Origin of the sequence: Bacillus cereus group sp. MG4, assembly GCF_040460055.1 — a bacterium.
Taxonomy (GTDB): domain Bacteria; phylum Bacillota; class Bacilli; order Bacillales; family Bacillaceae_G; genus Bacillus_A; species Bacillus_A wiedmannii.
Genome location: NZ_JARVGZ010000001.1, coordinates 243,518 through 269,550, shown reverse-complemented (window position 1 = coordinate 269,550; position 26,033 = coordinate 243,518). Strand labels below are relative to the sequence as shown.

The following is a 26,033-nucleotide window of genomic DNA, read 5'->3' as shown; positions in this document are numbered from 1 at the left end:
TTTAGCCTCTTTCCTTCATTTGTTCAACAATGTAATTAACAATATGACGACTTGTTAAAGCTCCAACATATTGACCATTTTCTTCAACTGGCACTGATTCTTCAGTTTGTAAGCGGATTAGTGCTTCTTGTAAAGGGGAATGCAAAGATATAGCAGTCCCTTCAACTCGTATACGATTGTCTAACGACATTACATCTTCTATATTCATGCCCTCATACCAAGGTCGTCTACGATTTCCAATGAACTCTTCTACAAATTCATTTTTCGGATTATGTATAATACCTTCTGGTGTATCTAATTGAACTACTTTTCCTTCTTTCATAATACAAATACGATCTCCAAGTGATAATGCTTCTTGCATATCATGTGTTACGAATACAATTGTTTTTTGAATCTTTTTTTGCAATTGTACGATATCCTTCTGAAGCTGTTCCCTACTTAATGGATCTAACGCACTAAACGGTTCATCCATAAGAACGATTTTCGGGTTTGCGGCTAATGCCCTTACGACACCAACGCGCTGCTTTTGCCCTCCTGACAATTCATCAGGCATACGATCGCGATATACGTCTGGATCTAGCCCGACCATCTGTAGTAACTCATCGACACGGGCTTTTATTTTTTCTTTATTCCATTTTCTCATTTCAGGAACAACTGCAATATTTTCTGCAATTGTCATATGCGGAAACAAAGCGATTTGCTGCAGCACGTACCCTATATCCCAACGTAATTCATTAATATTATATTGTTGAATATCTTTTCCATCAATTAAAATTGAGCCTTCTGTCGTTTCAATTAAACGATTAATCATCTTCATTGTCGTTGTTTTCCCGCAACCACTCGGACCAATGAGAACAAAAAATTCTCCCTTTTTAATTTCTAAATGCAATGAATCCACTGCTTTCGTGCCATCTTCATACGCTTTTGACACATGATTAAATTGAATCACAAATACAACTCCTTTAATGTTGTTTCCTTTATTTTGATGGAATATGGCATTCATTTCAAATGATACGCTTTATAATTAAAAAAGAGCTCTAATTTGAGCTCTAACGGTCGAACAATATTGTTTTCATTATTGCAGCATATTCGCGAACATACATTTTTCTCTTAGAACGCATTGGCGTTTCAGCAGCTAGTGCCTCCATCTTCATGCCTAAACGCTTTGCAATTATTTTTGTTCGATATAAATGATACGTATTACTTACAACTACCGCATGTTCCACATTATATAAATCCATACTAAATTTTAAGTTTTCATACGTATTTGTAGATTGATCTTCTATTAAAATACGACTCTCATCTATACCATGTACCATTAAATAGTTTCTCATACTTTGAGCTTCCGGTATATCTTCATCTTCTCCTTGACCACCTGAAACAATTACTTTCGCTTCAGGATGGGAAAATAAATACTCCAACGCTACATCCAAACGATTTTGAAGAGATAAAGACGGTCTATCTCCAAATAACTTTGCACCCAGTATAAGAACGTACGGAGAGTGATAGCTCAATTTTTCACGAGCAACTTCCTTCATTCGAAAGGTCATATAAAGGATGTATAGCGGAGGTAATAATACGATTATAAGTAAGATCCATTTGTTCATATATACGTTTGCACTCCCTTTCTTTTTATTATATGAACACTCCCCCACTTAGCAAAGCTTGAAGTGGGGGTTTCTAACGTTTCGACCTAACGGACGATTAACGTCAGGGGAGTTAACACATTAGCGAGCTGTTTCACGCCTAACCCCTCTATCCCATTTGTCCATGCATTTGGGATTACTTTTCGTAAAATGTTAACCGCAGCATTTACATCTGCATGAATTAAAGTTTTATTTGCTGAACGATATATGCCGCGCTTTATTCGTTTTCCTGAAAAAGTTGTATTTTGGTCATTTTCTCCATACGTTGGAATGAAGTCGTTATCCAGAAAACTTGCTTTCGATGTATATGATTCTTCAGTTACAACAACTTGAATGCCTACAGCATTTGCTTTGTATGTAATCATTTGAATCAGTAAATTATGCGGGATATGACAAAACGATTGGCTATTTCTTTTTCCCATATTCGTTTCTTGTTTCCAACTTTTGTTTTGACCAATAACGATTTTACAAACTTCTTCTTCTTGAGCTAGTTTTACGATATGGTGACTAACTTTATGGAAGACGTCTTTTATTTTCAAGTAACGTTTTTGATGAAGTTTTTCTATCCTTTTAGAAGTAAAAGGTCCTTCATTAGTTTGTTTTCCATTTCTAAGAATGCTTGTAAAATGACTCTTCATTTTGTTGTAATATTGATTTATGCTTTTGACATGTTTGCCCTTAACAAGGACAGGTTTCATACCTGTGTTTGTTACGATGGTTGCAAGGTTATCAATCCCTAAATCAATACTCATATAACGAGCATTCTCTTCAATAATTTGTTCTTCAGAAGGAACATCAATTACCAATTCCACTACATATTCATTGTATTTTGGAATCACACGAACTTGTTTCAGTTTACCTTCAGTGAAACCTAGTTTCCCAATATTTAATTGTAATTTCGTCTTTGGAAACTTTAAAAATCTACCGTTTTTAATGATGCAATCTTGGTTTGTATACAGAATCTCTTTTTCAGAAGAACGAATATACTTTGGAATCCTAGGCATTCCAGCATATTTGTTTGGATTCTTTTTATAGTCTTTTAAACTAGCAAAAAAAGATTTCCAATTTTGGAACAAACCTTTCATGATGGACTGGCTACATTGCGTAGGCATAGCTCGATAATCATTTTGAATCATAGCCTTAAATAGTGCATCTAGAAAGTTGTAATCTGCATAAGGTTTTTCAAAATTAGGTTCTGAAAACAAATTACATTTAATCTCTTTCTGTTCCTCTTTAGGCTTTAATTTCTCTTTTTCCAATTTCTTCTGATAGGCAAGACGTTGTATGTCATTCATCTTACCAATATTTTTATGAATATTATCCAGAACTTCTTTTTGCAAAGGCTGTAACTCTTTTTCTTGTGTTAATCCAGTGTACACCTGGCGTATATAAAAGTTTGTGGTGTTGTACATGTTCTTAGCGTTATGACAACATTCTTGAAAATAAGAATACATACGATGCCCTTTTTTAATCCAGATTTGAAGAGTTTTATAGTTTGATGGATTTTCCTTTGTCATTTTATTCACCTCCATGTTAAGGATATTATAGCAAAAAGAACATACGTTTTCGTTTTTTCTCGAAAATAAAATATTTCTTTCGATTCACCTCACCACCTTCACTTACGTTTAGAGGTGGGAGTCCTCTCGAAAGGAATGATAGAAAAAGATAGGAAGGCAGAAGTACTTTTTATATGATTGATTTATTAGAAACGTTCGTTCTTACTTTACGTTGTGATAGTACATAATAAATAGCGATTCCTAATGAGAAGATCAATATACAGCTTAATACGTAAAACGGCAGCATCACTCCGGCTTTGGATACACCAGCTGTAAACAGCATTAATAATACAATTCTTATTCCTGTACCAATTAATCGAAATAAGCTGTCTACACGTCCCATTACTTCGTTTGGAATTTCTTCCATCATCAATACATTTCTCGCCACTCTTGTACCCGCATTTCCGATTGCATGAAAGATTGCAAGTCCATATAAGAAAATTATGGAAGGTTCAATAATCATTGCGGTAATTGAAATTATATAAATGCACATCGTCATAACAATTGAAACTTCTGTTTTCACATATTTCATTATGAGTGGAATACAGATTCCTGCAACAACCGCTCCGACACCGTACATCGTGCCCTCTATTGCGTATACAGAGGCATTGGCTTTGAGTATATCCGAAATATACACGGGTATTAAATAATTTGCTATCATAACACCTATAAACGGCATATAAGTGGCCAGTAAGAACCAAAAGAGCTTAGGACGTTTTTTCATAAAGTGAATTCCTTCAAACAATTGCTTCTTAAATGTTATTTTTCTTTTCACTTCTTTTTTCTTTACGTACGGTATACATAAGAAAAGAAAAAATGCTCCAGCAAAAGTTAACATGTCTACTAACAAAATCCACTTCAAAGATACAATTTCAATTAAGAAGCTTGCGGCCGCTCCAGAAATAACTTGTGTTAACTGTCCTTGTATTTCCATCGTTCCACTTAAACTTTTATAATGTTCTGCTTGAAATATCTCTTGGTTGAACGCAAATATTGTAGGGTAAAATAATAAATAGTAGAATGATCCGGCTATATAAATAAGAATATAGTGAATAGAATGATAAGGTTGCCCAGTAAATCCCCATATAGCCATCATTCCTATAACGACTATCCCGATACCTTCGTTACATAATAATAAAGATTTTCTTGAAAAACGATCAATACTTTGCCCGATAAACGGTGTTAATAAAAACATAATAAGAGTTGCGATAATGGAAACATAACCAAACGTTGCCTCTCCTCCACTCTCCTTAATTAACAACCACGGAATCGTTATCATAACAATACCAGAACCAATAGCTGATAGACTATTGGCCCCTAGAATGAAATACAAGCGTGAATCTTTATGCAGAGATGGCATATCACTCCACTCCTAGTTGTTTTTTCACCTCTTTATATACGCTCATATATGCTTTCAATTCTTTAACTAAATCATGAATTAATGGTTTTGCATCTTCCCCAAGTTCACCATCTTGCACATGTAATCCATCAAGCACAACTTGTTTTGGGATTGCATTTGCATAAACACCTCTAGCGACCGTTCGCATGCTGTTTAATGCATTTATTCCACCTTTACCGCCACCAGCAACCGCTAATAACGCAACTGGTTTATGAATAAATTCACTACTACTTAAGTAATCTAAAGAGTTTTTCAGCGCACCGCTCATCGCATTATGATATTCTGGTGTACATAATACAACCCCATCCGCAGCTTTCACTAACGTTTTTAATTTTTTCACTGCCTCTAAATCACGTTGTGACTCTTCTCCATTGTATAAAGGTAACTCCTCAATTGCTAAATCATATAATTCCCCTTCAAATTGATTCGCAATATATTTTGCCACCACGCGAGTTCTACCAAATTTTCTTGGTGTACCGTTAATAACAACTAGTTTCATAATTATTTCTCTCCTTTGTTTTTCAGTTATACTTATATATTATCAGAAATTTCTATACAAAACACAATATAAAGAGGGAACTAGCTTGATAAAATAGTATGATAGACGAAAAAAAGAACTCATACGAAAGTATGAGTTCTTCACAATTATTTTTCTTCCCCTTTATCGCTCAGTATGTCTATGCTTCTTTTTGCTTCAAAATGGTTATACGCTTTTTCTGCTAATTTAATACGTTCTTCTGGTAATTCTATATATTTCATAACGTTTTCTATTATTTTTTCATACGGAGTAAACACAATTCCTGGCCACTCTATCTCGTCCTCTCGATTACTATTTTCCGAAATAATAAACTTCTTATTTGCCACCGCATAAGAAACTCGAGGTGTTTCAAGAATTCCTGATAAATAAAAATGAATATTTAATATAATTTTAGACCTAGCAATTAACTCATTTCTAACTATTCCCCACGCATTATTTTTAAAAACAATATTTAAATTCGGGGCAACTACTTTTAATTGATTAAAAATAGCTTGTCGCCTTGGGTTAAGAGCACCTATAAACAGTATATCAATGTCTTCAGTTAACTCTTCATCAAATGCATCTTTTTTTATTTCTAGAGTTGGGGCATAGTTCATTCCTATATGTCTTATTTTTTTTCCTACACCTTTTTGTTTTAACCATGCTATATTTTGTTTACTATAATCCCAAATTTCCTTATCTTTTAATAACATTAAATATAGGGGATGCGCATAAGGGCTTCCTTCATATAGCTGTTCTAAATTATAAATAATTGCATTTTTCGGAAGCAGATTCGGATTATGTGCATATGTATGCGCTCCAAAAACAATTGTATTTTTCACATTTTCTAGTATTGTTTCTGATATGATTGCTGTATTTCCCTCCTGCTCCAATCGCCATTTCAAAGCTCGCGCGACATCTATGAAACTACCATACGTCTTTGGGCATATAAAAAGACAATAATCATATTCTTTATTCAAATAAGCTTCCATTAGCCTTAAATTATTTTTATACAAATCCACATCCGGATATTTAATTAAAAGCTCATTTGCATGTTTTTTTGCTACTTTATATAATCCAGCATAATAAGCAGCAATGCACCTTCTTAATTCAATTCTTTGCCGATGCTCATCTGCTACGTCCATGTCTAAAAGAAGAGTTGCGATACAATACGCTTTTAAATGATCACGATCATAATAATAATCTAGTAGTGGCATCAATTCTTCATACGTATTTCCATGCACAGATTCTCCTAATTCTAGCGCCCATCGTATTAATTCCATTATTACTCCACTACTCCTTTAACCGAAATTGTATTTAATAAAATTTCGCATTACTTTCAACCATATTTGCTATATGCAACGGTAGATCTTCTTTTTTCGATTCCAAAATTTTTTGTGATACAGCACCTAAATGCTTTTTATGTGGTATATAAAAAGCACTTATAGAAATCTCATAGTCAAATAAGTAATCATACACATGATAATCTACAAATAGAAGATCATTTTTTGGAAAAGGAATTTCCTTCCCTTGCAACGCATACATCAAGGCAATATTATTTTGAGATTTTAATCGATACATTCTTGCAAGTTGGTATAATGGCTCAGCCCGAGTTGGTCTATATTCCCACGCTTTTTGAAAATAAAAAATAGCTAATGCTGTATATCGCTCTTCTTGCATCTTAGCATTTTCTTTTTCCTCCGCTTCTGTTACTTCAAGTTGCTTATTTGCTGAACGGTTTGCTAATTGTTCATAACAAAATCCTATTCGCAATAACGAATAGAAAACTTCTTCAACCCATCCCCCTGCTTCCACTCTTTTTTTGTACCATTTAATCGAATCTTCAAATTGACTTAAATGAAAATAAGTTTGGGCTAAATAAAATAAATATCTTATATGCAAATCTGGCGTTGTTTCTGGATCACTCAATCCTTGTAACAACAACCTCTCATCTCTCTCAAATTTATCAGCCTTACTACCACCATCCCCAGGATCGTTAACGACAAGCGTCTCTAACCTAGCTACCCTCGTATTGTAATCCGTGCCAACCTTGGAGCGATCTATATCCCAATACTCATGAGTAACACCGACAGACTTCCATGGTAAAGAAGCTTTCAGAAGGCGTGTAAGCCAATACTTAATATGAATATCATATTGCAATGTAAGATAATGGTCTTCCGTTAAACTAGTCTTATCAAACTCGGGATCAACTTCTAATATCATATCTGCATCTAATATTAATAAATAATCTGCTTCTGGATATGTTTTTTGTGCCAATGACACTGCTAAACTTCTGTTATAACCAAAGTTTTTAAATGGTTCATGATGAACTGTTCCTGGGATTTCATTTTCTTTACACCAATTTCCAATAATTTCGGGTGTATGATCAGTTGATCCCGTATCACAAATAGAAACAAAGTCTACAATTGATTTTGTAGCATTTAAACATCTTTCCATAATTCTAGACTCGTTCTTAACAATCATACAAAGACATAACTTTTTTTCTTCCCCTGCATTCTTCACTTGCTCATTTCCCATTTAACCACCTCATATTTTATTAACACGCTCTTTTCATATGTAACACCACTTCATAGCTACATTGATGACATAATCACCCTTTTACTATTTATGAAAACTTCATTTTATTTATTCTTACTTTTATGTTAGGACATCTTTCATGCTTCACTATATATTTGATACAATCAGTACAAATAAACAGTGATTGATCGGTGTTTTTAAAGTAGAGATTTCTTACACTAAAAAAAAGAAACTTGCGCCTTTGCACAAGTTTCTTTTCGAAAATCATTTCCTATTTTTTCACAACTTCATGTCCACCGAACTGATTACGAAGAGCTGAAACTACTTTTCCGTGGAATGTATCATCTTCTTGAGAACGGTAGCGCATAAATAATGACATCGCGATTACCGGTGCCGCCGCTTGAAGTTCAAGTGCCGTTTCAACAGTCCATTTCCCTTCTCCTGAAGAGTTCATCACACCTTTAATGCCATCTAGTTTTGGATCATCTGCAAATGCCTTTTCAGTTAAGTCCATTAACCAACCACGGATAACCGATCCGTTTGCCCATACTTTTGCAACATCTTCATAATTGAAATCAAAATCACTTTTATCTAACACTTCAAAGCCTTCAGCGATTGCTTGCATCATACCGTATTCAATACCGTTATGGACCATTTTTAAGAAATGACCACTTCCGACGCGACCAGCATACGAATACCCATTCTCTACTGCTAAATCTTTAAATAAAGGTTCTAATTGATCGTAAATTTCTTTTTCTCCACCAACCATTAAGCAAGCACCGTATCTAGCTCCTTCTACACCGCCTGATGTACCGATATCTACGTAATGTAAACCAAATTTTTCCGCTTCTTCAGCACGGCGTAACGTATCTTTATAGAATGAATTTCCGCCTTCAATAACGATATCGCCTTCTTCTAATAATGGATATACATCTTTTAGTACCGATTCAACAACTTCTCCCGCAGGTACCATTATCCAAATTGTACGAGGAGCTTCTAGTTCAGCAATCATTTCTTTTAATGTATGACGAGCAGTAATCCCTAAAGCCCCTGCTTTTTCAACAAGTTCTTTATTAACGTCATATACAACTACTTCATGCTTGTCTTCATATAAATGTTCTGCTAATGGGAATCCCATTTTTCCTAATCCAATTAAACCTAGTTTCATATTCATCAATCTCCCATTCTATACAAATATATTTAATAACGAAATGAGTCCAAGTGCTACAACAGATAATATCGTCTCCATTGCAGTCCATGTTAATAATGTTTCTTTCACAGTCATTCCAAAATACTCTTTAATCATCCAAAATCCAGAATCATTTACATGTGATAAAATTAATGACCCTGCACCTGTTGCAAGTGCTAGTAGTTCAACATTTACACCTGGTGTACTTGCTGCAATCGGTGCTACAATTCCAGCTGCTGTCATCATAGAAACTGTAGCAGATCCAGTCGCAATTCGGATAAGTGCCGCAATTCCCCAACCTAATAATATCGGTGAAATATGAGATTCTTTCGCCATTTCTGCGATTGTCGTTCCAATTCCAGAATCTAATAATACTTTATTAAACGCACCGCCTGCACCGATAACTAACAGTATGTTCGCAATTGGCCCAAGGCAATCGTTTGTAAATTGTAATACTTTATCTTTTGAGAAACCTTTTGCATAACCAAGACTAAAGAAAGAATATATCGTTGCAATTAATAACGCGACTATTGGATCTCCAATGAAGTGCAATACTTGTGCAAGTTGACTTGTTTTGCTTAGCCCTACTTCCGCAATCGATGCACCTAGCATAAGAAATACTGGAAGTAAAATAGTAAACAATGTATTTCCGAAACTAGGAAGTTCCTTCTTCTTATCTCTTTCAATAAATTGCTCCGCTATATCTAATGGTACTTCTTTATGTATACGAGCACCGATCCATTTCCCGTAAAGCGGACCTGAAATGATTGCAGTTGGAAGTCCGACAATTAATGCATATAAAATTGTTTTCCCTACATCTGCTTTAAAAATACCTACCGCTGCCATCGCTGCTGGATGCGGTGGAACGAGTCCGTGTACAACAGATAGTCCTGCTACTAGTGGAATACCGATTGTAATAAGTGATACCCCTGTTTCTAACGCAATTGTAAATACTAATGGAATTAACAGTACAAATCCAACTTGGAAAAACACTGGAATCCCTACTAAAAATGCAACGAACATCATTGCCCAGTGAACACGTTTCTTCCCAAAACGATCAATTAATGTGTTAGCAATTCGTTCAGCACCGCCAGATTCGGCCATCATTTTTCCAAGCATCGTTCCTAATGCTAAAACTATCGCTAAAAACCCTAACGTATTACCAAGCCCTAGTTTAATAGAATCGATAATCCCTGGATCTTTTGGTGAAGTTCCAATCAATGGCATTCCCATTGCTAGCCCTACACCAATTGCTGTTAATATTAACGCGACAAACGGATGCCATTTTACTACTGTAATAAGTAAAAGTAGTATGACAACTGCCGCTAGTACGATTCCAACTACCATTTCTCCCAATCCCCCTATTGTTTACGTTGGAAAGCAGCTATACAATCAAATTCTTCTTTCAAGCGATTGTAAAGTCGTTCATACATATAAAACATTTCTAAATATATAGCCGTATTTTCTTTATTCGGTACATGATGATGAACAATATCAATCCAACCCTTTACCTCTTCAAGAGAATCAATTTTTCCTACAGCATATAAAGCAACTGCCGCTGCCCCAAGCGCAGATGCTTCATGACTTTCAGGAACAAGCAATTCTTTTCCCATCATATCGGATAACATTTGTCTCCAAAATGCAGATTTCGCAAAACCTCCTGAAACGCGTATTTCAGTAAGTGGCCCTGTACAATCCCTGATTGCGAGTGCAACAGAATATACGCTCATACAAACACCTTCCATGACTGCACGTATAAAATGTTCTCGTTTATGCTGAAGGTTTATTCCAAAGAATGTACCACGAGCATTTGCATTCCAGTAAGGTGCACGTTCTCCAGATAGAAACGGTAAAAATAGCAATCCACCCGCTCCAGCTGGTACACTTTCCGCATACTTAATTAATAAATCATACGGATCAATGCCAAGCTTCCTTGCAACTTCTTGTTCCGGGCTACCAAATTCATCACGTAACCATCTCAGTAATATTCCCCCGTTATTCGTTGGTCCGCCGATCACCCAGTGCTCGTCTGTTAATGCATAACAAAACGTTCTTCCTTTTTCATCTGTATTAACACTTGATGAAATTGTTCGAACTGCACCACTTGTACCAATTGTAATTGCAGCTGAGCCAGGTGATATTGCCCCAACGCCTACATTCGCAAGAACACCATCACTTGCACCAATAACAACTGGCGTATCTTCACGAATGCCCATCTTTTGTGCTAATTCAGGTTTCATACCCGATAAAATATATGTAGTTGGCACAGGTTTTGATAATTGTTCTGGTGACATATGTAACATCGTTAAAACTTCTTCATCCCAATTTAATGTTTCTAAATTAAATAACCCAGTAGCAGATGCTATTGAATAATCCACTACGTAACGTGAAAACAATTGATAAATAACATACTCTTTAATGGAAATAAATTTATAAGCGCTCGCATATAAATCTGGCTCTTCCTCTTTCATCCACAATAATTTAGAAAGCGGCGACATCGGATGAATTGGTGTGCCTGTTCGTCTATAAATGTCATGCCCATTCATATGTTGTAATAATTTTTCCGATTGTTTCGTACTTCTATTATCTGCCCAAATGATAGAACGCGTTAATGGTGCACCGTTTTTATCTACTGCAATTAATGCGTGCATTGCTGTACTAATACCGATTGAAGAAATATCCTCTGGTAACACGTTACCCTTTTCAATGGCGACGCTTACAGTTTTATATACAGCAGCACATATTACATCAGGATCTTGCTCAGCCCATCCGACCTTTGGTTGAATAATTGGATAATCAACTGCATGTGACGCAACGACTTTTCCTTTTTCTGTAAACACAACCGTTTTTGTACTTGTGGTACCGATATCAATCCCGATTACTCTCCCCCTTGTTTCCATGCGAATCTTCCCTTCGTTTCTAGCAAAATACGATCTAGTAAACCGTTTACATGAATTAGTATATAAAATATTTTTTCGTTAATCAAGTTTTAAAAAGAAAATTTTTTTCATAATAAAAAATATATCCCCCTCATTCCATTTCACTTACATACTAAATTTAGATTTTCCCCGTGGTAAAGTTGCGAAATATTCGTTACGCAACACACTCTCTTTTTCTTTCATTAACAACACATACATAGTCCTTCCTTACGTTCTACTCATTTGCATGAAAAAGGAGTTGTACAGCAACTACCTCCGCAATGGAAATTTTGTGCACTTTGCTCATTTTTATTGTATGAAGTTCACTTGTCCTTTTATCTTAATAGTCTTTGAGTGCGGATCCTACTATCACTTTATTAACTTGTAATTATAGGTTCCTTACTATAAAATCTAATATTATTTTTATTTTTCAGAAAAATAAAACAATATTTCAGACTTTATTGTATAATGTTGTAAAAAGATGTCGGAGGGATTTAATGTTACATAAAATATCTCAATTCACAATTAAGCTTTCATCCATTCTTTTATCACTGTTACTATTATTAAATTTACCTTATTTATTTATCACTCAACAAGGATTCACCTTTCAACCAATTTATTTTTTTAACCAGATCGTTACTATGTTAAAACTGGTTTTCTCACCTGAATCATTGTTGGTTATAGGATCAGACCCAAAGTTTGGTCATTTAAAAACAACACCATTATTTCCAACTGTTTTAGAACCTTATCTATATTCATTTACTATATTATTTTTAGCCTTTTTGCTTGCGCTCTTTTTATCATCTAGCATGGCATTTTTTTATTTTTTGGCAAAAGATTATATAAAAAAATGGATAAACCGAATTGTGTTCATATTAGAAGCTGTCCCTGATATGATGATGATGATTTGTTTGCAAATATTTTTCATATGGGTACTTCAGAAATTCGGGGAAGCTCCTTTCACCATTATTTCTTTTAATGAAAATCGAGCTTATTTACTCCCTATTTTATCTTTATCTGTTTTACCTACATTACAAATGTTTCGAATGATGGTGTTATACATAAAAGAAGAACATGGAAAACATTACGTAGAGGTTGCATATGGCAAAGGCCTTTCATCAAGTTATATACTTTGTATTCATTTATTCAAAAATATATCTATCCACTTCTTCCACCATTTAAAAACGATTTTTGTTTTCTTACTGTCTAACTTATTCATTTTAGAATTTGTTTTTAATATGCAAGGCATTATTCAATTTTTATTTAAAAAGGCGTTTATTTCACCTCCAGCTGCATTTATCATACTTGTCATGATTATCTTACCGTTTTATGCCATTTTTCAAATAATCTCTTTCATGATGAATAGATGGCAAAAGCAATTGAAAGGAGCAGCTTTATGAAATCTATTTGGAAATCAAAACGCTTTTTAATCGGCTTTACTTATTTATTCATACTTGTTTCAGCTAGTTTTATTTATAGTTGGTTCTTTAAAGATAACATCCCAAAACCTCCTCAGTTACTTTACAATGACAATAACGAATTACTTGGAAAGGCCCCCTTTCCGCCATCGTTAATACCACCTTTTGGATCTGATCGTTTTGGAGAGTCTGTTTTCTTACAAATTATAGAAGGAGCAAAATTCACTATCTTATTAGCTGTGGCAATTAGCTTCTTTCGAATTTTATTCGGAACATGTATAGGAATCCTCTTAAGTTTATATGTTCCAAAATTCAAGAGATTTTTCCAGGCATGCTCAGAAGTTTTTTACTATATTCCTACTTTATTTATCGCATTTATACTCATCACGCCCGTTAATATTGTAATCATATCAAATGCTGATAGATTAGATCCAAATATTTCATTTGCGTTTTATCAAGTACTCGTACTTATTTTCGTCGCTCTGCCTACACTTTCTTTATATATATCCTCAGAGGTTGATGAATTTATGAAACAAGATTATATTTTAAGTTCACAATTACTGGGTGCTAGCCGTTTTCATATTATCAAAAAACACTTACGAGTCTTATTACTTGACCGCTTATTTGTGTTATTTATGGAACATATCGTCCAAACTCTCATACTCGTTATCCATTTAGCGTTGCTTGATATTGTAATTGGTGGGATACAAATGCGTGAACTCTATGACGGAGTGCTCAAACCCGTTTCTCTATCTAATGATTGGGCAGGCCTTATTGGATTAAATCGTAATGAAATGAATCTTTCATGGTGGATTATTTTTTATACTCTCGCTTCATTCTTTATTACGATTCTATTTATTAAGCTTATGACAATCGGGATTCAGGATGCACTGAAAGCAAGAGATTCGCAAGTTGTAGCAATTCAAACCGTTCCAAATCATAAAAAATTTGTTAAAAGTAAAGATTCTTTTTCGTTTGTAGATAAAGTGAACCTTTAATCCTTTCTCATTAGTCGACATTGATGGTAGTGGAATGAAAAGAAGATGATTCCTGTTGAATACGAGGGATCATCTTCTTTCTGCTGTCTAACTTTTTTACATGTCTTTAGCTAGACTCATGCTTTTTATATTTAAAGTGAATTATTTGCAATCACAATTATGCTGTTTAAAATCGATTACCATACGTCCTTGAATTCTACCTTGTTCCATTTCTTCGAATACATTTTGTACTTTATCTAGAGAACAAGTTTGAACAACCGGCACTACTTTTCCTTCTGCACCGAACATGAATGCCTCTTCTAAGTCTTTACGAGTACCGACTAGAGAACCAACTACTTCAATTCCATCTAGTACAAGTCGCGGAATGTTTAAATCCATAGTTTCTACTGGTAAACCTACTGCAACGACTTTACCACAAGCACGTACTGCATCAACTGCTGAGTTGAATGCTACTTTAGAAACGGCTGTTACTACAGCAGCATAAGCACCACCAAACTCATCTTGAACAATCTTATCAGCAGGGCCTTGAGAAATTGGATTGATAGTCATATCCGCACCAACCTCTTTTGCTAACGCTAATTTATCGTCATTAATATCTACTGCAATTACCTTTGCACCAAATACGTTTTTAGCATATTGGATAGCTAGGTTACCTAATCCACCACAACCATAGATGACGATAGGTTGACCAGGTTTAATGTCTGATACTTTTATTGCTTTATATGTAGTTACGCCCGCACATGTAATTGATGATGCTTGAGCAGGATCTAATCCTTCTGGTACTTTCACCGCATAATCAGCTGTAACAATACATTGTTCTGCCATACCACCATCTACTGAATAACCAGCATTCTTAACTTCACGGCAAAATGTTTCTCTACCTGTTACGCAATATTCACAACGTCCACAAGATTGGAACATCCATGCAATACTTACACGGTCACCTACCTTTAGTGAAGTTACATCATCAGCAATTTTCGTAACAATACCTACACCCTCATGACCAAGAATACGGCCATCTGTGTTTCCAAAATCATGATTTGCAACGTGTAAATCAGTATGACAAACCCCACAATACTCTACATCTACTAGCGCTTCACCTGAGTGTAACGGACGTAATTTCTTTTCAATAACTTCAATGTTTGCTTTACTATTTTTATTTACCACTACTGCTTTCATATGTGATCTCCCCTTTAGTGTTTTAGAATTTTAATGAGTTCATCTCACAACTTCTGTCTTCACTGGTTTGGCTAATTATTATGCCAAATTTAAATGTTCAATCATCATTACACGTTCATCATAACATGTAATTTTAAAAGCCTATTGTTAAATATTGAACAATATTTGAATTATTAACCAAATGTTTATTTGAAGGGAAAACCGAAATTGCATCTATGTATAGTTTATTAGAACTCTACGCGAGAGTAAAAAACTCAATTAATAAAGATTTTTTAAAACAGGAAATTATAATCATCAAATTTTCACAAAAAACTATTGACCAATATAAAAAGCCCTTCAACTGAAGGACTTTTTATATTCGTTTCATCGAAATTGTTTCACGTATACTTTGTAAATTTTGCAGCGTCTCTTCTTGGCGTTGTAACGATAACCCAACGTATAAAGTATCTAACAAACTTAACTGTGCTAATCTTGATGAACTTGCTTCTGTACGGAATTCTGTCTCACGTGTTGAAGTATACAAAGTAATATCAGCAAGTTGACTTAATGCCGATTTCTGATAGCTCGTAATTGCAATAATGTGAGCTCCTCTTGCTTTTGCTACTTCTAACGCTTCCAGTAACCCTTTATTGCTACCAGAATGAGAAATTGCAATGACCACTGCTTCTTTAGTAAGTAAACCCGCACCCATAATTTGAAAATGTGAATCTGTATGAGCAATACAAGAAATACCCGTTCTCATAAATTTATGATATGCATCCATCGCAATAATACCAGAACCACCATTTCCATAAAACTCAATACGACTTGCATCTTGCAATACCTTTACGGCTTGCTCTAGCGCTGTATCATTTAACAAATGCAATGTATCTTGCAGTCCTGTAATATGCGAATGAAAAACTTTTTTAGCAACAGTTACCATACTATCTTCTGCCGATACTTCTTCATGAATATTTTGCATCGGAGTATGTACAATTTCACGAGCTAATGTAATCTTTAAATCTTGAAACCCTTGAAAACCGAGGTGCTTACATAAGCGGAATATCGTAGCTTCAGAACTATTCGTAACTTCAGCTAATTCTGTAATAGATTTATGTACAACATCTTGTGGATGTTTCAATATATGTTCGGCAATACTTCGCAATTTCGGTGATAAACCGTTTAACGAAGCCTGAATCTTTCCAATCCCACTTCTTGTACCTGGCATAGCATATCTTCCCCTTCCATCGTAGTTTTATTGTACCTAATTATAGAAAGAAGAAAAACCTTTATTTAGCACTACTATAAATTGAAACTTTAATTAGTGAGAGTATTGTACATCTCCCACTAATTATAAGCCCGCAATTAGCGGGATAAATTTTAAATACTCCTATGTATTCTGTCGTAACAAGGGACATAATTATTCATACTTATTATTTCCCCCGTGCTTCACCGCATATAATGCAGCTTGCGTACGATCATCTACTTCCAATTTAGCTAAAACATTTGAAACGTGTGTTTTCACAGTCTGTTCTGTAATGTGAAGCTCTGCTGCAATTTCTTTATTACTTCGCCCTTTCGCAATTTCACGAAGTACTTCTTGCTCTCTTTTCGTTAACATGGAAAAAGGGTTTTCTTTTTCTTTCTTGACTGCTGACCGTCCGAATAGTGCTGGTGTTACTTTCGGATGAAAATTCGCATTTCCTTCATGTACTGCAATGATAGAAGCAACAAGTTGCTCTGGTTGTACTTCTTTTAATTGATAACCATCTGCTCCAGCTTCCAATGCCGGTAAAACATAATCTTGCTCTGAAAAACTGCTTAATATAAGTATCTTTATTGTTTCATCATATTGTTTTATCCGTTTTGTTGCTTCTATACCATCCATCTTCGGCATTGATAGATCCATTAATACTACATCTGGTCTTTCCGTTTGAATGAATGTTAATGCCTCTTCACCATTTTCTGCTTCCCCAACTATTTCAAATTCTTCTCTCGTTTTTAAAAAGAATACAAGTCCTCTTCGAACGATATGATGATCCTCAACTAGTAGTAATTTAATCTTCAATCTTCTTCTCCCCTTTAAACCGGCAATTGAATTTCAATTTTTGTACCCTTTTTCAGCTCAGTTTTTATTTGAAATGATCCCCTCATTAACTGAATACGTTCCTTCATACTTTTTAAACCGAGTGCTGACTCTCTTACGTGATCTTGTATAAATCCTATTCCGTTATCCTCTATGTAAAAATACAACTGGTTATTTTCTATTTTTAATAGAACATTTACCTTTTCACATGAAGCATGTTTTTTACAATTATGTATTGCTTCTTGACTAATACGCCATAAAACTTCTTCTATTTCATCTCCAATTGAAACCATACCATCAATTCGAACTTCCACGTGGATCCCTAACAACTTTCCGTAATTTTTAATTGCTTCTGCTAAACCTTTCTCTAATCCTTCCGGTCTTAATTGCCAAATTAAAAGTGTCATTTCTTGTAATGCTTCCTGTGATAATTCTCCAATATAGCTCAACATCTCCTGCAAGTCTCTATCTTGCGTCATATTTAAAGTACCTTTTGCTGTCAGCATAATAGAAAATAACAATTGTTTTACTGAATCATGTAAATCACGTGCAAGTCGATTTCTTTCAGCTACCACTACATATTTACGTTCTTTCTCCACTAACTGAATACGTTGTATTGTCGTTCCTATTTGAAATGCAATTGATTCTAGTAATGCTAATTCTTCCTCTGAAAAATGTGTTTTTTGAGGCGAGGCCACATTTAATAGACCAAACTTCTCCGATCCAGACCTAAGGGGAATTGTCGCATGATGCGTAACATCTTCGGTCTCTCCCCAATTACATTCAATCGCATCCTCTATTCGCTTACATTCAATAATATTTGTCGCTTTTTCCAATCTGCCATTCACAAAACGCTCTACACACCAACAGTCTCCTTCACACATCGGCTTCTTCTCTTGCCACGTAAGAGCTGGCGGTAAGTTTTCATCTACAAGCATACGGTGCTTTCCACTTTCATCAATAAAAAAGATCCACCCTGTTTGTAAATTCATAACTTGTAACAATGTATGTAACACTTTTTCTAACATGACTTGTAAGTCTGTTGCTTCATTTAATAATTCTGCAATTGCTTTTAATGCTTCTAAACGATGCATCTCTTTTTCTTCAAAGTTCATTTTCATCACCATCTATCATTATAACATTAAGAAATTTCAAAATTCTACAAATAAGAAAGAACTGAATTCCTTCAGTTCTTTCTTTATATTAATCATTTTATTATTGTTTTTCTATCCAATGTTGGAAGCTAGATTTTTGTTAACAAACTATTCTATTTTAGCTGTCCGATAAAGATTGTCCACCATGGGCATGCTGTATACTTTCAGTAGTAATGAACATATTTGCTGATGGCATTTGCACTTGATTCTTATGGAACATAGACATTAATTCAAATCTTACTTGTCTAGAAATTTCAAAATAATCTTCTGGCTTTATTAAACCTGTAATACAAAATTCATATCCAACATATTTAAGATTCGGGTTTAAATCTGTGACACCAACATATTTAAACGGTTCAACAGCTTCATCCTCTACTTTATAAAGACTCGAAGCCAATTTTTCATTACAATTAACACAAACTTCTTCTAACAATTCCTTAACTCTTGTAGGATCTTCCTGATAACTTACCGTAATCCGTTCAATTACGCGCATCCATCCTTTATTAAAATTTTGTATCGTCCTAATCTCTCCGTGTGGTATCGTAAGAAGTTTTCCTGACCATTCACGAATTTGCATAAAACGAATACTAATTTCCTCAATCGTTCCTGAATTTGTGCCGTTAAAAGTAACAAAATCGCCAACACGAAACTCTTTGTCCGCTAATCTCGCAAAGCCTAATATAACATCTTTTAACATCTGTTGTGCAGCAAAACCGATAACAACACCCGCTATCCCTGCACCTGCAATGATACTTTTTATATCTACAAATTGGCTAATTAAATATATGATTAGACTGATGATAATGATATATCTAAAAATAGATCGAATCACACTTTGAATCGTTTGCTCTACCTCTTCATCAAAAAAGCTTGATTTCCTAAAAAACCAATCAATAATACGGTTGATTACAAAAGAGATAATGATTAAAACTAATGCAAATAGTAAAAATCTTAAAAGTAAAAAATCACGTACATAATTAAAAAATTCTTCAGTATACGTTAATAAACTCATCCATCCACACCCTTAACTAATGAAAATTTCATGAAAAACTAATTTATTGTCATACCTTTTGATTTCCTTAAAACTTGTTACACTTTCTTCTATAAATATACCCTTTTTCATTATCTAAAGGGAGATTACATTAGAATTTTTTTATAAACGACTTTATTTTATGACTGCGCTACATATCTCAAAAAAAAGGAAAATATTAATACAATACCGAATAGTTCATTTTTAAATATTTTGACTCGCGGGGGTTAACTAACAATGGGCTATATCGAAGAACTAAGAGAAGTTATTGGATCAAGACCACTCAATCTAGCTGGCGTTGCTGTAGCTGTTTTCAATGAACAAGGACAAATATTACTACAACAAAGGTGAAATGGTGATTAGGGTGCTCCCGGTGGATTTGTTGAACTTGGTGAATCAACGGAAGAAGCCGGAAGACGGGAAGTGCTTGAAGAAACAGGGATTGAAATAGGCTCTTTACAGTTAATAAGCGTATTTTCCGGAAAAGAATTTTTTGTGAAATTACCGAACGGAGATGAATTTTACCCTATAACAATCGCATATCTTTGCAAAGATATTACAGGTGGTACGTTAAAAGCTGACGGAGTTGAATCATTACATGTACAATTTTTTGATTTAAATGGGCTACCAGAAAACATTAGCCCGTTCATAAAAAAACTAATTGAGCAAAATGTCGTCTCAATTTAAACGTAAAAAGAGGCCTTTTCAAAGGCCTCTTTTTTTCACTTCACTTCTGCATGTAAGCATGACTTAAAATGTCCAAGTGCATATTCATGTCCTTGCGCATTAAAAGATGCAACTGCCTTTTCATATACAACAATTTTAAATCCTTTATTATAAGCATCTACTGCTGTATGAAGAACACAAATATCAGTGCACACCCCTACAAGATGAACTTCTTCTATTCCTCGTTCTCTCAACTTCATCTCTAGATCTGTTCCAGCAAATGCACTGTATCGCGTTTTATCCATATAATATACATTCGCATCATTTTTATATTTTTCGTATACATCTTGTAATTCACCGAATAAGTCTCTTCCATTTGTACCTGCTATATTATGAGGAGGGAACAACTTTACTTCTGGATGATATTCATCATTTTCTTCATGTTTGTCGATTGCAAACACTACATAATCTCCATTTTTAATATATTGCTTCGTTATATGTACAAGTTCCTTCTCAATTTCTTGACCTGGTTTCCCGCAAGTTAAAGCACCTTTTTCAGCTACAAAATCATATGTATAATCGATATTAATAAGAGCTCGTTTCATAACTACTATCTCCCCTTCTTCTGTTTCACAGTAAACAATAGAAAATTTGTTATTACGACATCGTATGTACTATTCGACATTTCAAATGAAATACCTACATTTTTCATGTAAAACTTACCTTAATCTGAGTTTATCATATGATAGATAAACAATGGTAAAACAAATAGCTCCTATTAACAAATCATGAATTTGTTAATTGAGCGTAATTTGAGTCACCTCTTGGATCATAAACAAAATGACTGACATCGTTAAAATAATCAAGACGATACGAATACACCGATTCACATCTTCAGCCTCTTTCTCTATCATAGTAGAAACAAGTGATTTCTTCCTACTTAATCGTATTAGAAAACGAAACAAGTTATTCACTGTTACATCCTCTAGTATAAACAAAAAAGCACACTACTTTTTGAGTAATGTACTTTTTATTCTTCTTATGACGCTGGTTTTGTTTCGAATGTTGCTTGATTTAAACTAATAACCTTTCCTTTTGGATCATTGTTTTCATACTGAACTGCAGTAATCGTATGACTACCTGTCTCAAGTGTCTTTTCTTTTAATTGTACTGTTGTCTGTGTTGTACTAGTGACTTGATGTTTATCTGCATATACTTGATCTACAAATATAAATGTTTCTTTATCATTTTGAAAATTAGAAAGCTCTAATTCAACATGTTGAATTAAAGTATCCTTTTTGATGAATACAGTTGGTATATTGCCGTTTTCAGAAGTACCATCTGGTGTAATAACTTTTACTTTTCCTTCACCAACTGGTACTGCACCTCCAGGGAATACTACTATATTCTCATTACTTGCATTTACAACTCGTTCTTCCTGCTTTGATTGCGCATCCTCCTTTTCTTGTGGAGCACCGCAACCAACTAATAACAATACAGACAATCCAGTGATTATGAATTTTTTCAAAATTCATCCCCCCTGTCATTTCATTATAATTTATTATACAAAAATACCTTTTAAATTTTAAGACTATTTTCAACACTTTCATGAACAAATAGAATCTTGCTCACGATTAATGTATCATACTTTCCTTAATAGAACATTAATTTTTTTTATGAAATAAATAGTAATTCCCTCTTATCTATCATTTTAGCCCAACAAATTAATTACATACCTGTCCAAAATAAAAAGACATTGTTCATTCAATGTCTTTTTATTTTAAGCTTTAAAAAACAAATGTTGTAATCTCATCTACTTCTTTTCTTGCAAGTTTCTTCGGCTTATCTTTCGGAAAACCGAGTGAAATAACCATATTTATTTGTTTTTCAGACTCAATTTGTAAATATTGGCGTAGTTCATCTTGAGCTAACAATACCGGTCCTGTCATTGGACAAGTACCCAGCCCTTTCGCATGTGCAGCCAACATTAAGTTTTGTGCCGCTAAACAGCTACTCTTAATTCCTTCTTCTTCCCAAACTGAATCTGGAACAAAAGCAATTGGATCAAATATCTTTTCGCGAAATTTTGATTCATATGGTGTTGCCAAACACACGATTAATACAGGTGCCTCTGAGAAAGCTGTTGCATATGGTCCAAATGAACGGGTAAGTAATTTCCCTGCTTTCTCTTCTCCGTTTTCTGCCGCTTTTGCCGCAAGTTTATGTAATGCATCCCAAGTCATTTGCTCAATTTCTTTAATTTTCTCTCGGTTCATAATGACCAAGAACTCCCAAGTTTGTGAGTTCGTATCACTCGGTGCATAACGAGCACAATCAATAATTTCTTTTATGTCACTAATGGATACTTCTTGTTCTGTGAACTTCCTAACACTTCGTCTACCGTGAATTACTTCTTTAAAATCTTCATAATTCATACATTAAATCCCCTTTTTACAACGTTTTCAAATCTTGTCCTATGTTTGAATTATATCATGAAAAAAAGCTGGAGGAATACCAGCTTTTTTCTTCAATATTAGTTCGTAACTTTAAACAAACGAATACTTTCTTCATATGCAACTTGGAGTTTCTTTGTAATTGGTCCTCTTTCGCCGGTTCTAAACTGTTCATCACCTATTTGAACGACTGGGAATATTTCAAGTGGTGTCGCTGTAAAGAAGCACTCATCAGCCTCATATACTTCTTGTAGTGAAAATTCTCGTTCTTCTACTTCAATATGTAACTCTTTCGCTAATGTAATAACGAAGTGACGTGTAATGCCGTGTAGAATGAAGTTGTCAGCCGGATGTGTAATCAATTTATTATTCTTCACCATAAAGAAATTTGAATGACACCCTTCAGTTACAATTCCATCTCGTACTAATATCGCTTCTTGATAGCCTTGTTCGTTTATTTTATTTTTAATCATAATATTAGGTAGCAGATTTAAAGATTTTATATGACAAAACTTCCACCGTATATCCTCTTCTACCGTAACTTTTATTCCCAGTTCCATAGCAGCAATTGGTCTTGGAAACGAAACAATATTTGCAAAATATGTTGGTTGCATATTTGACTCATATACATGATTACGTGCTTGAGCACCTCTTGATATTTGCAAATATACATTCCCATCTTCTTGAAATTGATTTTTTTCAATCATTTGATGCAACTCTTCCACTAACTCCTCCTTAGCAAAAGGTGGAATTAGTTTTATTTCTTCCATAGAATTAAAGAATCGTTCCAAATGTAGATCTAATAAATGTGGCTTCCCATCATATAGTCTGAATACCTCGTATATACCATCACCAAATTGAAAGCCTCTCTCCTCTAATGGAATCATCGGCTGTTCTTCCTTCGTATTTACAATTCTTCCGTTAAACAAAATCCAATCTTTATGAGTAGCTTTCATTCATTCCCACTCCTTTATTCCATAATTGGTTTAATTGTACAACTTATCCACACTCAAAAGAAGGAATTTTCTGTATTTTTACAAATAAAAAAGTACATCACCCATTTAAGGTGATGTACTCGACCATTCATTTACTTTAAAAAATATTTTTCAATATCATCTAACATAAGGTTTGCAGCTACAATACCACCTGCTGTATTCCAAATCACTTCATCTACTTCGAATACTTTATTATCTTTAGAAGCCTGTAACTGCTTAAAGAGCGGATCTTCTGTCCATTCTTTCGCTAACGTGTTTCCTTCATTATTCTTATCCGCATCTTTATCAGATGTGAAATAGAATAAGTAGTCCCCGTCCATATTTGGAATTTGTTCTTTTGTAATTCCTTTTATCGCAAATTCATCTTTATCTTGTAGTGGTGGTCGTTTAAATCCAATATCATTTAATACAACGCCTGAGAATGAATTTTTTTGATAAATACGAACATCACCTGGGACGAAGCGAATAATTGAAACTTTAGAGTTAATTTTATCACCTAATTGTTCTTTTATTCCTGCAATACGCTTTTTATAATCATTAAGAGCATTTTGCCCTTCTTTTTCTTTATTTACAGCCTTTGTATAGAGCGTAAAGTTTTCCTTCCAATCTCCACGCAATGTTTCCGCGTATACAGTTGGCGCGATTTCTTTCAATTGTTCATATATTTTTTCATGACGCATTTTATTCCCGATAATTAAATCCGGCTTAAGCTTCATTACTGCCTCTAAATTAATATCACACTCAGTTCCTACAACCTTCGTATCTTTTAACTCTTTCGCTAAATGAGGGTACCATTCATCACCCGCACGCGGTTTCGTAGTTCCAACTGGCGTTACTCCCACAGCTAGAAGAGCCTCTGCACCTTCATTTGTTAAAACAACAACTTTTTTAGGTGTACCATTTACTGTTGTTTCCCCCATTGCATGCTTTACAGTATAAGAATCTTTCGCTTTAGCTGATGGATCATTTTCTTTTTTTTCTTCTTTACTACACCCTGCGATTATAACCATAAGTATCATAATGCAGAACATAAACATTTTTTTAGTATGTACCATATGTCCTCCCTAGATGAAATCGATTATCATTAACAATTAAAGGTTAATGTATATTACATACATTGTCAATGTATATCAGAGAACTTTTTTAATATATACTATTTAGATTCTATCCGTTATTCAAATGTTTCTTTTTGAAACTATCTGTATAAGTATGTAAATAATGGCCGTTCTTAAAATGCGTATCTATGTTATATATAGATACGCATTCATATTACATTATAAATTTATTTCCTAATATTGATTATATTTAATATATGATGGATCATTATACACCCACTGATTTCCACCAAGGTTCAACCAACTGTTTTGATTAATAAATACTAAATAAGATTCTGGTTTATTTAATTTACGAATTACTGAAGAAGATGTTGATGGACCACTTCTTAAATTCACATTCGTTCCTTGTATATATGCGACACCGATTGCGCTACCATCACTATTGCTCGTCTTTACAAAATTAATGTAAGACGGGTCATAATACACCCACTGTCCGTTACCTAAGTCTAACCATCCGTTACTTTCTTGATATACGACATACGATTCTGGAGAGTTTAATTGGCGAATTACTGAAGAAGATGTTGATGGGCCACTTCTTAAATTTACATTTTTCCCAAGTATATAAGCAACTCCCTTCGTTTGTGGTGTTGGCTGAGGGTTTGGAGGTTGTGGATTTGGAGGATTCGGATTCGGAGCTACTCCAAAAATAGCTGCTATTCCGTTTGCATATGCTTGACATAGATCTTCAATAAATTGTGGATTTTTCAATAAATTTGCATCAAACGTTGTATCAATAAAAGCAGTCTCAGTTAAAATTGCATCCATTGCAGTCTCTCTTAGTACTGCATAATTTGCTTTTTTTGCCCCTCGGTCACGAAGGCCGTATTTTGTTAATACAGGATTGACTGCTGCATGAATTTTTTGTTGCTTTGCATATGCGGAGCTACTGTTAGATAACCCATTATAAATATAACTTTCAAATCCAGTTCCACCGCCACTATTTATATGAAATGAGATAAAGTAATCTGCTCCAAAAGAATTAGCGATATTAGCACGTTCTGATAAAGAGATAAATACATCACTATCACGTGTCATTTTAATAGTAATTGGGTAGTTTGCAGATAGAATGTCTCGCACACGTCTCGCTATTCGAAGTGTTAAGTTTTTTTCTACTAAACCATTACCAACAGCACCAGAATCATATCCACCGTGACCTGCGTCTATTACAAGTTTCATATCACTGTCTCGTTCCTTTCT

At 34.4% G+C, this 26,033-nt stretch carries 23 protein-coding genes and 2 pseudogenes; 3 read left to right on the top strand and 22 right to left on the bottom strand.

Going from position 1 to position 26,033, the window contains the following annotated elements:
- Position 1 precedes the first annotated feature (1 nt).
- The 10 genes from QCI41_RS01410 to gntK form a co-directional block, all read right to left on the bottom strand.
- The gene (locus tag QCI41_RS01410; RefSeq protein WP_353838615.1) at positions 2-949 is read right to left on the bottom strand and encodes an ABC transporter ATP-binding protein; all 948 of its coding nucleotides are present in this window, start codon (positions 947-949) and stop codon (positions 2-4) included.
- 100 nt (positions 950-1,049) lie between these two features.
- Positions 1,050-1,607: a YdcF family protein gene (locus tag QCI41_RS01405; RefSeq protein WP_353838616.1), complete on the bottom strand. Its 558-nt coding sequence runs from the start codon at positions 1,605-1,607 to the stop codon at positions 1,050-1,052.
- A gap of 86 nt (positions 1,608-1,693) precedes the next feature.
- A complete protein-coding gene (locus QCI41_RS01400; protein WP_353838617.1) occupies positions 1,694-3,163 on the bottom strand; it encodes an RNA-guided endonuclease InsQ/TnpB family protein in 1,470 nt (489 codons plus the stop codon).
- A gap of 169 nt (positions 3,164-3,332) precedes the next feature.
- Positions 3,333-4,562 (bottom strand): MFS transporter, encoded by a 1,230-nt coding sequence (locus tag QCI41_RS01395; RefSeq protein ID WP_353838618.1) that lies wholly within the window; start codon positions 4,560-4,562, stop codon positions 3,333-3,335.
- 1 nt (position 4,563) lies between these two features.
- Positions 4,564-5,100: an NADPH-dependent FMN reductase gene (locus QCI41_RS01390; RefSeq protein WP_353838619.1), complete on the bottom strand. Its 537-nt coding sequence runs from the start codon at positions 5,098-5,100 to the stop codon at positions 4,564-4,566.
- A 146-nt stretch (positions 5,101-5,246) separates the two neighbouring features.
- Positions 5,247-6,401, bottom strand: coding sequence for a CgeB family protein (locus QCI41_RS01385; RefSeq protein ID WP_353838620.1), 1,155 nt, complete (start codon positions 6,399-6,401; stop codon positions 5,247-5,249).
- A 34-nt stretch (positions 6,402-6,435) separates the two neighbouring features.
- Positions 6,436-7,656, bottom strand: a complete 1,221-nt coding sequence (locus QCI41_RS01380; protein ID WP_353838621.1) for a tetratricopeptide repeat-containing glycosyltransferase — start codon at positions 7,654-7,656, stop codon at positions 6,436-6,438.
- A gap of 271 nt (positions 7,657-7,927) precedes the next feature.
- Entirely contained in the window at positions 7,928-8,824 is an 897-nt protein-coding gene (gene gnd / locus QCI41_RS01375; protein WP_353838622.1) for a phosphogluconate dehydrogenase (NAD(+)-dependent, decarboxylating), read from the bottom strand.
- Between the two features lie 18 nt (positions 8,825-8,842).
- Positions 8,843-10,192, bottom strand: a complete 1,350-nt coding sequence (locus tag QCI41_RS01370; protein ID WP_000260195.1) for a GntP family permease — start codon at positions 10,190-10,192, stop codon at positions 8,843-8,845.
- A gap of 14 nt (positions 10,193-10,206) precedes the next feature.
- Positions 10,207-11,745 (bottom strand): gluconokinase, encoded by a 1,539-nt coding sequence (gntK, locus tag QCI41_RS01365; RefSeq protein WP_353838623.1) that lies wholly within the window; start codon positions 11,743-11,745, stop codon positions 10,207-10,209.
- 515 nt (positions 11,746-12,260) lie between these two features.
- On the opposite strand from gntK, the gene QCI41_RS01360 reads away from it, so the two are divergent.
- A complete protein-coding gene (locus QCI41_RS01360) occupies positions 12,261-13,163 on the top strand; it encodes an ABC transporter permease subunit (protein WP_060488641.1) in 903 nt (300 codons plus the stop codon).
- Positions 13,160-14,179, top strand: coding sequence for an ABC transporter permease (locus QCI41_RS01355; RefSeq protein ID WP_116892074.1), 1,020 nt, complete (start codon positions 13,160-13,162; stop codon positions 14,177-14,179). Before QCI41_RS01360 ends, QCI41_RS01355 begins: the two co-directional genes overlap by 4 nt.
- A gap of 141 nt (positions 14,180-14,320) precedes the next feature.
- On the opposite strand, the gene adhP is transcribed toward QCI41_RS01355, so the two are convergent.
- From adhP to QCI41_RS01330, 5 genes are all read right to left on the bottom strand, one after another.
- On the bottom strand, positions 14,321-15,358 hold the full coding sequence (adhP, locus tag QCI41_RS01350) for an alcohol dehydrogenase AdhP (RefSeq protein WP_000649133.1): 1,038 nt from the start codon (positions 15,356-15,358) through the stop codon (positions 14,321-14,323).
- Positions 15,359-15,710: 352 nt separating this feature from the next.
- Positions 15,711-16,565 (bottom strand): MurR/RpiR family transcriptional regulator, encoded by an 855-nt coding sequence (locus tag QCI41_RS01345; protein WP_001119633.1) that lies wholly within the window; start codon positions 16,563-16,565, stop codon positions 15,711-15,713.
- Between the two features lie 192 nt (positions 16,566-16,757).
- A complete protein-coding gene (gene casR, locus QCI41_RS01340; RefSeq protein ID WP_000694651.1) occupies positions 16,758-17,405 on the bottom strand; it encodes a two-component system response regulator CasR in 648 nt (215 codons plus the stop codon).
- Positions 17,406-17,419: 14 nt separating this feature from the next.
- Positions 17,420-18,538, bottom strand: a complete 1,119-nt coding sequence (locus QCI41_RS01335; RefSeq protein ID WP_001008446.1) for a GAF domain-containing sensor histidine kinase — start codon at positions 18,536-18,538, stop codon at positions 17,420-17,422.
- Between the two features lie 157 nt (positions 18,539-18,695).
- Positions 18,696-19,589: a mechanosensitive ion channel family protein gene (locus QCI41_RS01330; RefSeq protein WP_353838624.1), complete on the bottom strand. Its 894-nt coding sequence runs from the start codon at positions 19,587-19,589 to the stop codon at positions 18,696-18,698.
- A gap of 255 nt (positions 19,590-19,844) precedes the next feature.
- On the opposite strand from QCI41_RS01330, the pseudogene QCI41_RS01325 reads away from it, so the two are divergent.
- A pseudogene (locus tag QCI41_RS01325) lies at positions 19,845-20,294 on the top strand (NUDIX hydrolase).
- 35 nt (positions 20,295-20,329) lie between these two features.
- On the opposite strand, the gene QCI41_RS01320 reads toward QCI41_RS01325, so the two are convergent.
- From QCI41_RS01320 to QCI41_RS01290, 7 genes and pseudogenes are all read right to left on the bottom strand, one after another.
- Positions 20,330-20,878: a cysteine hydrolase family protein gene (locus tag QCI41_RS01320; protein WP_098709028.1), complete on the bottom strand. Its 549-nt coding sequence runs from the start codon at positions 20,876-20,878 to the stop codon at positions 20,330-20,332.
- Between the two features lie 114 nt (positions 20,879-20,992).
- Positions 20,993-21,247: pseudogene (locus QCI41_RS01315) on the bottom strand (hypothetical protein).
- Positions 21,248-21,312: 65 nt separating this feature from the next.
- A complete protein-coding gene (locus tag QCI41_RS01310; protein WP_353838626.1) occupies positions 21,313-21,801 on the bottom strand; it encodes a putative periplasmic lipoprotein in 489 nt (162 codons plus the stop codon).
- A 259-nt stretch (positions 21,802-22,060) separates the two neighbouring features.
- Entirely contained in the window at positions 22,061-22,708 is a 648-nt protein-coding gene (locus tag QCI41_RS01305) for a nitroreductase family protein (protein ID WP_001105295.1), read from the bottom strand.
- A 98-nt stretch (positions 22,709-22,806) separates the two neighbouring features.
- Entirely contained in the window at positions 22,807-23,682 is an 876-nt protein-coding gene (dat, locus tag QCI41_RS01300; RefSeq protein ID WP_046955686.1) for a D-amino-acid transaminase, read from the bottom strand.
- A 131-nt stretch (positions 23,683-23,813) separates the two neighbouring features.
- Positions 23,814-24,776, bottom strand: coding sequence for an ABC transporter substrate-binding protein (locus QCI41_RS01295; RefSeq protein ID WP_353838627.1), 963 nt, complete (start codon positions 24,774-24,776; stop codon positions 23,814-23,816).
- Between the two features lie 234 nt (positions 24,777-25,010).
- Positions 25,011-26,012 (bottom strand): N-acetylmuramoyl-L-alanine amidase, encoded by a 1,002-nt coding sequence (locus QCI41_RS01290; RefSeq protein ID WP_353838628.1) that lies wholly within the window; start codon positions 26,010-26,012, stop codon positions 25,011-25,013.
- Positions 26,013-26,033: the final 21 nt, after the last annotated feature.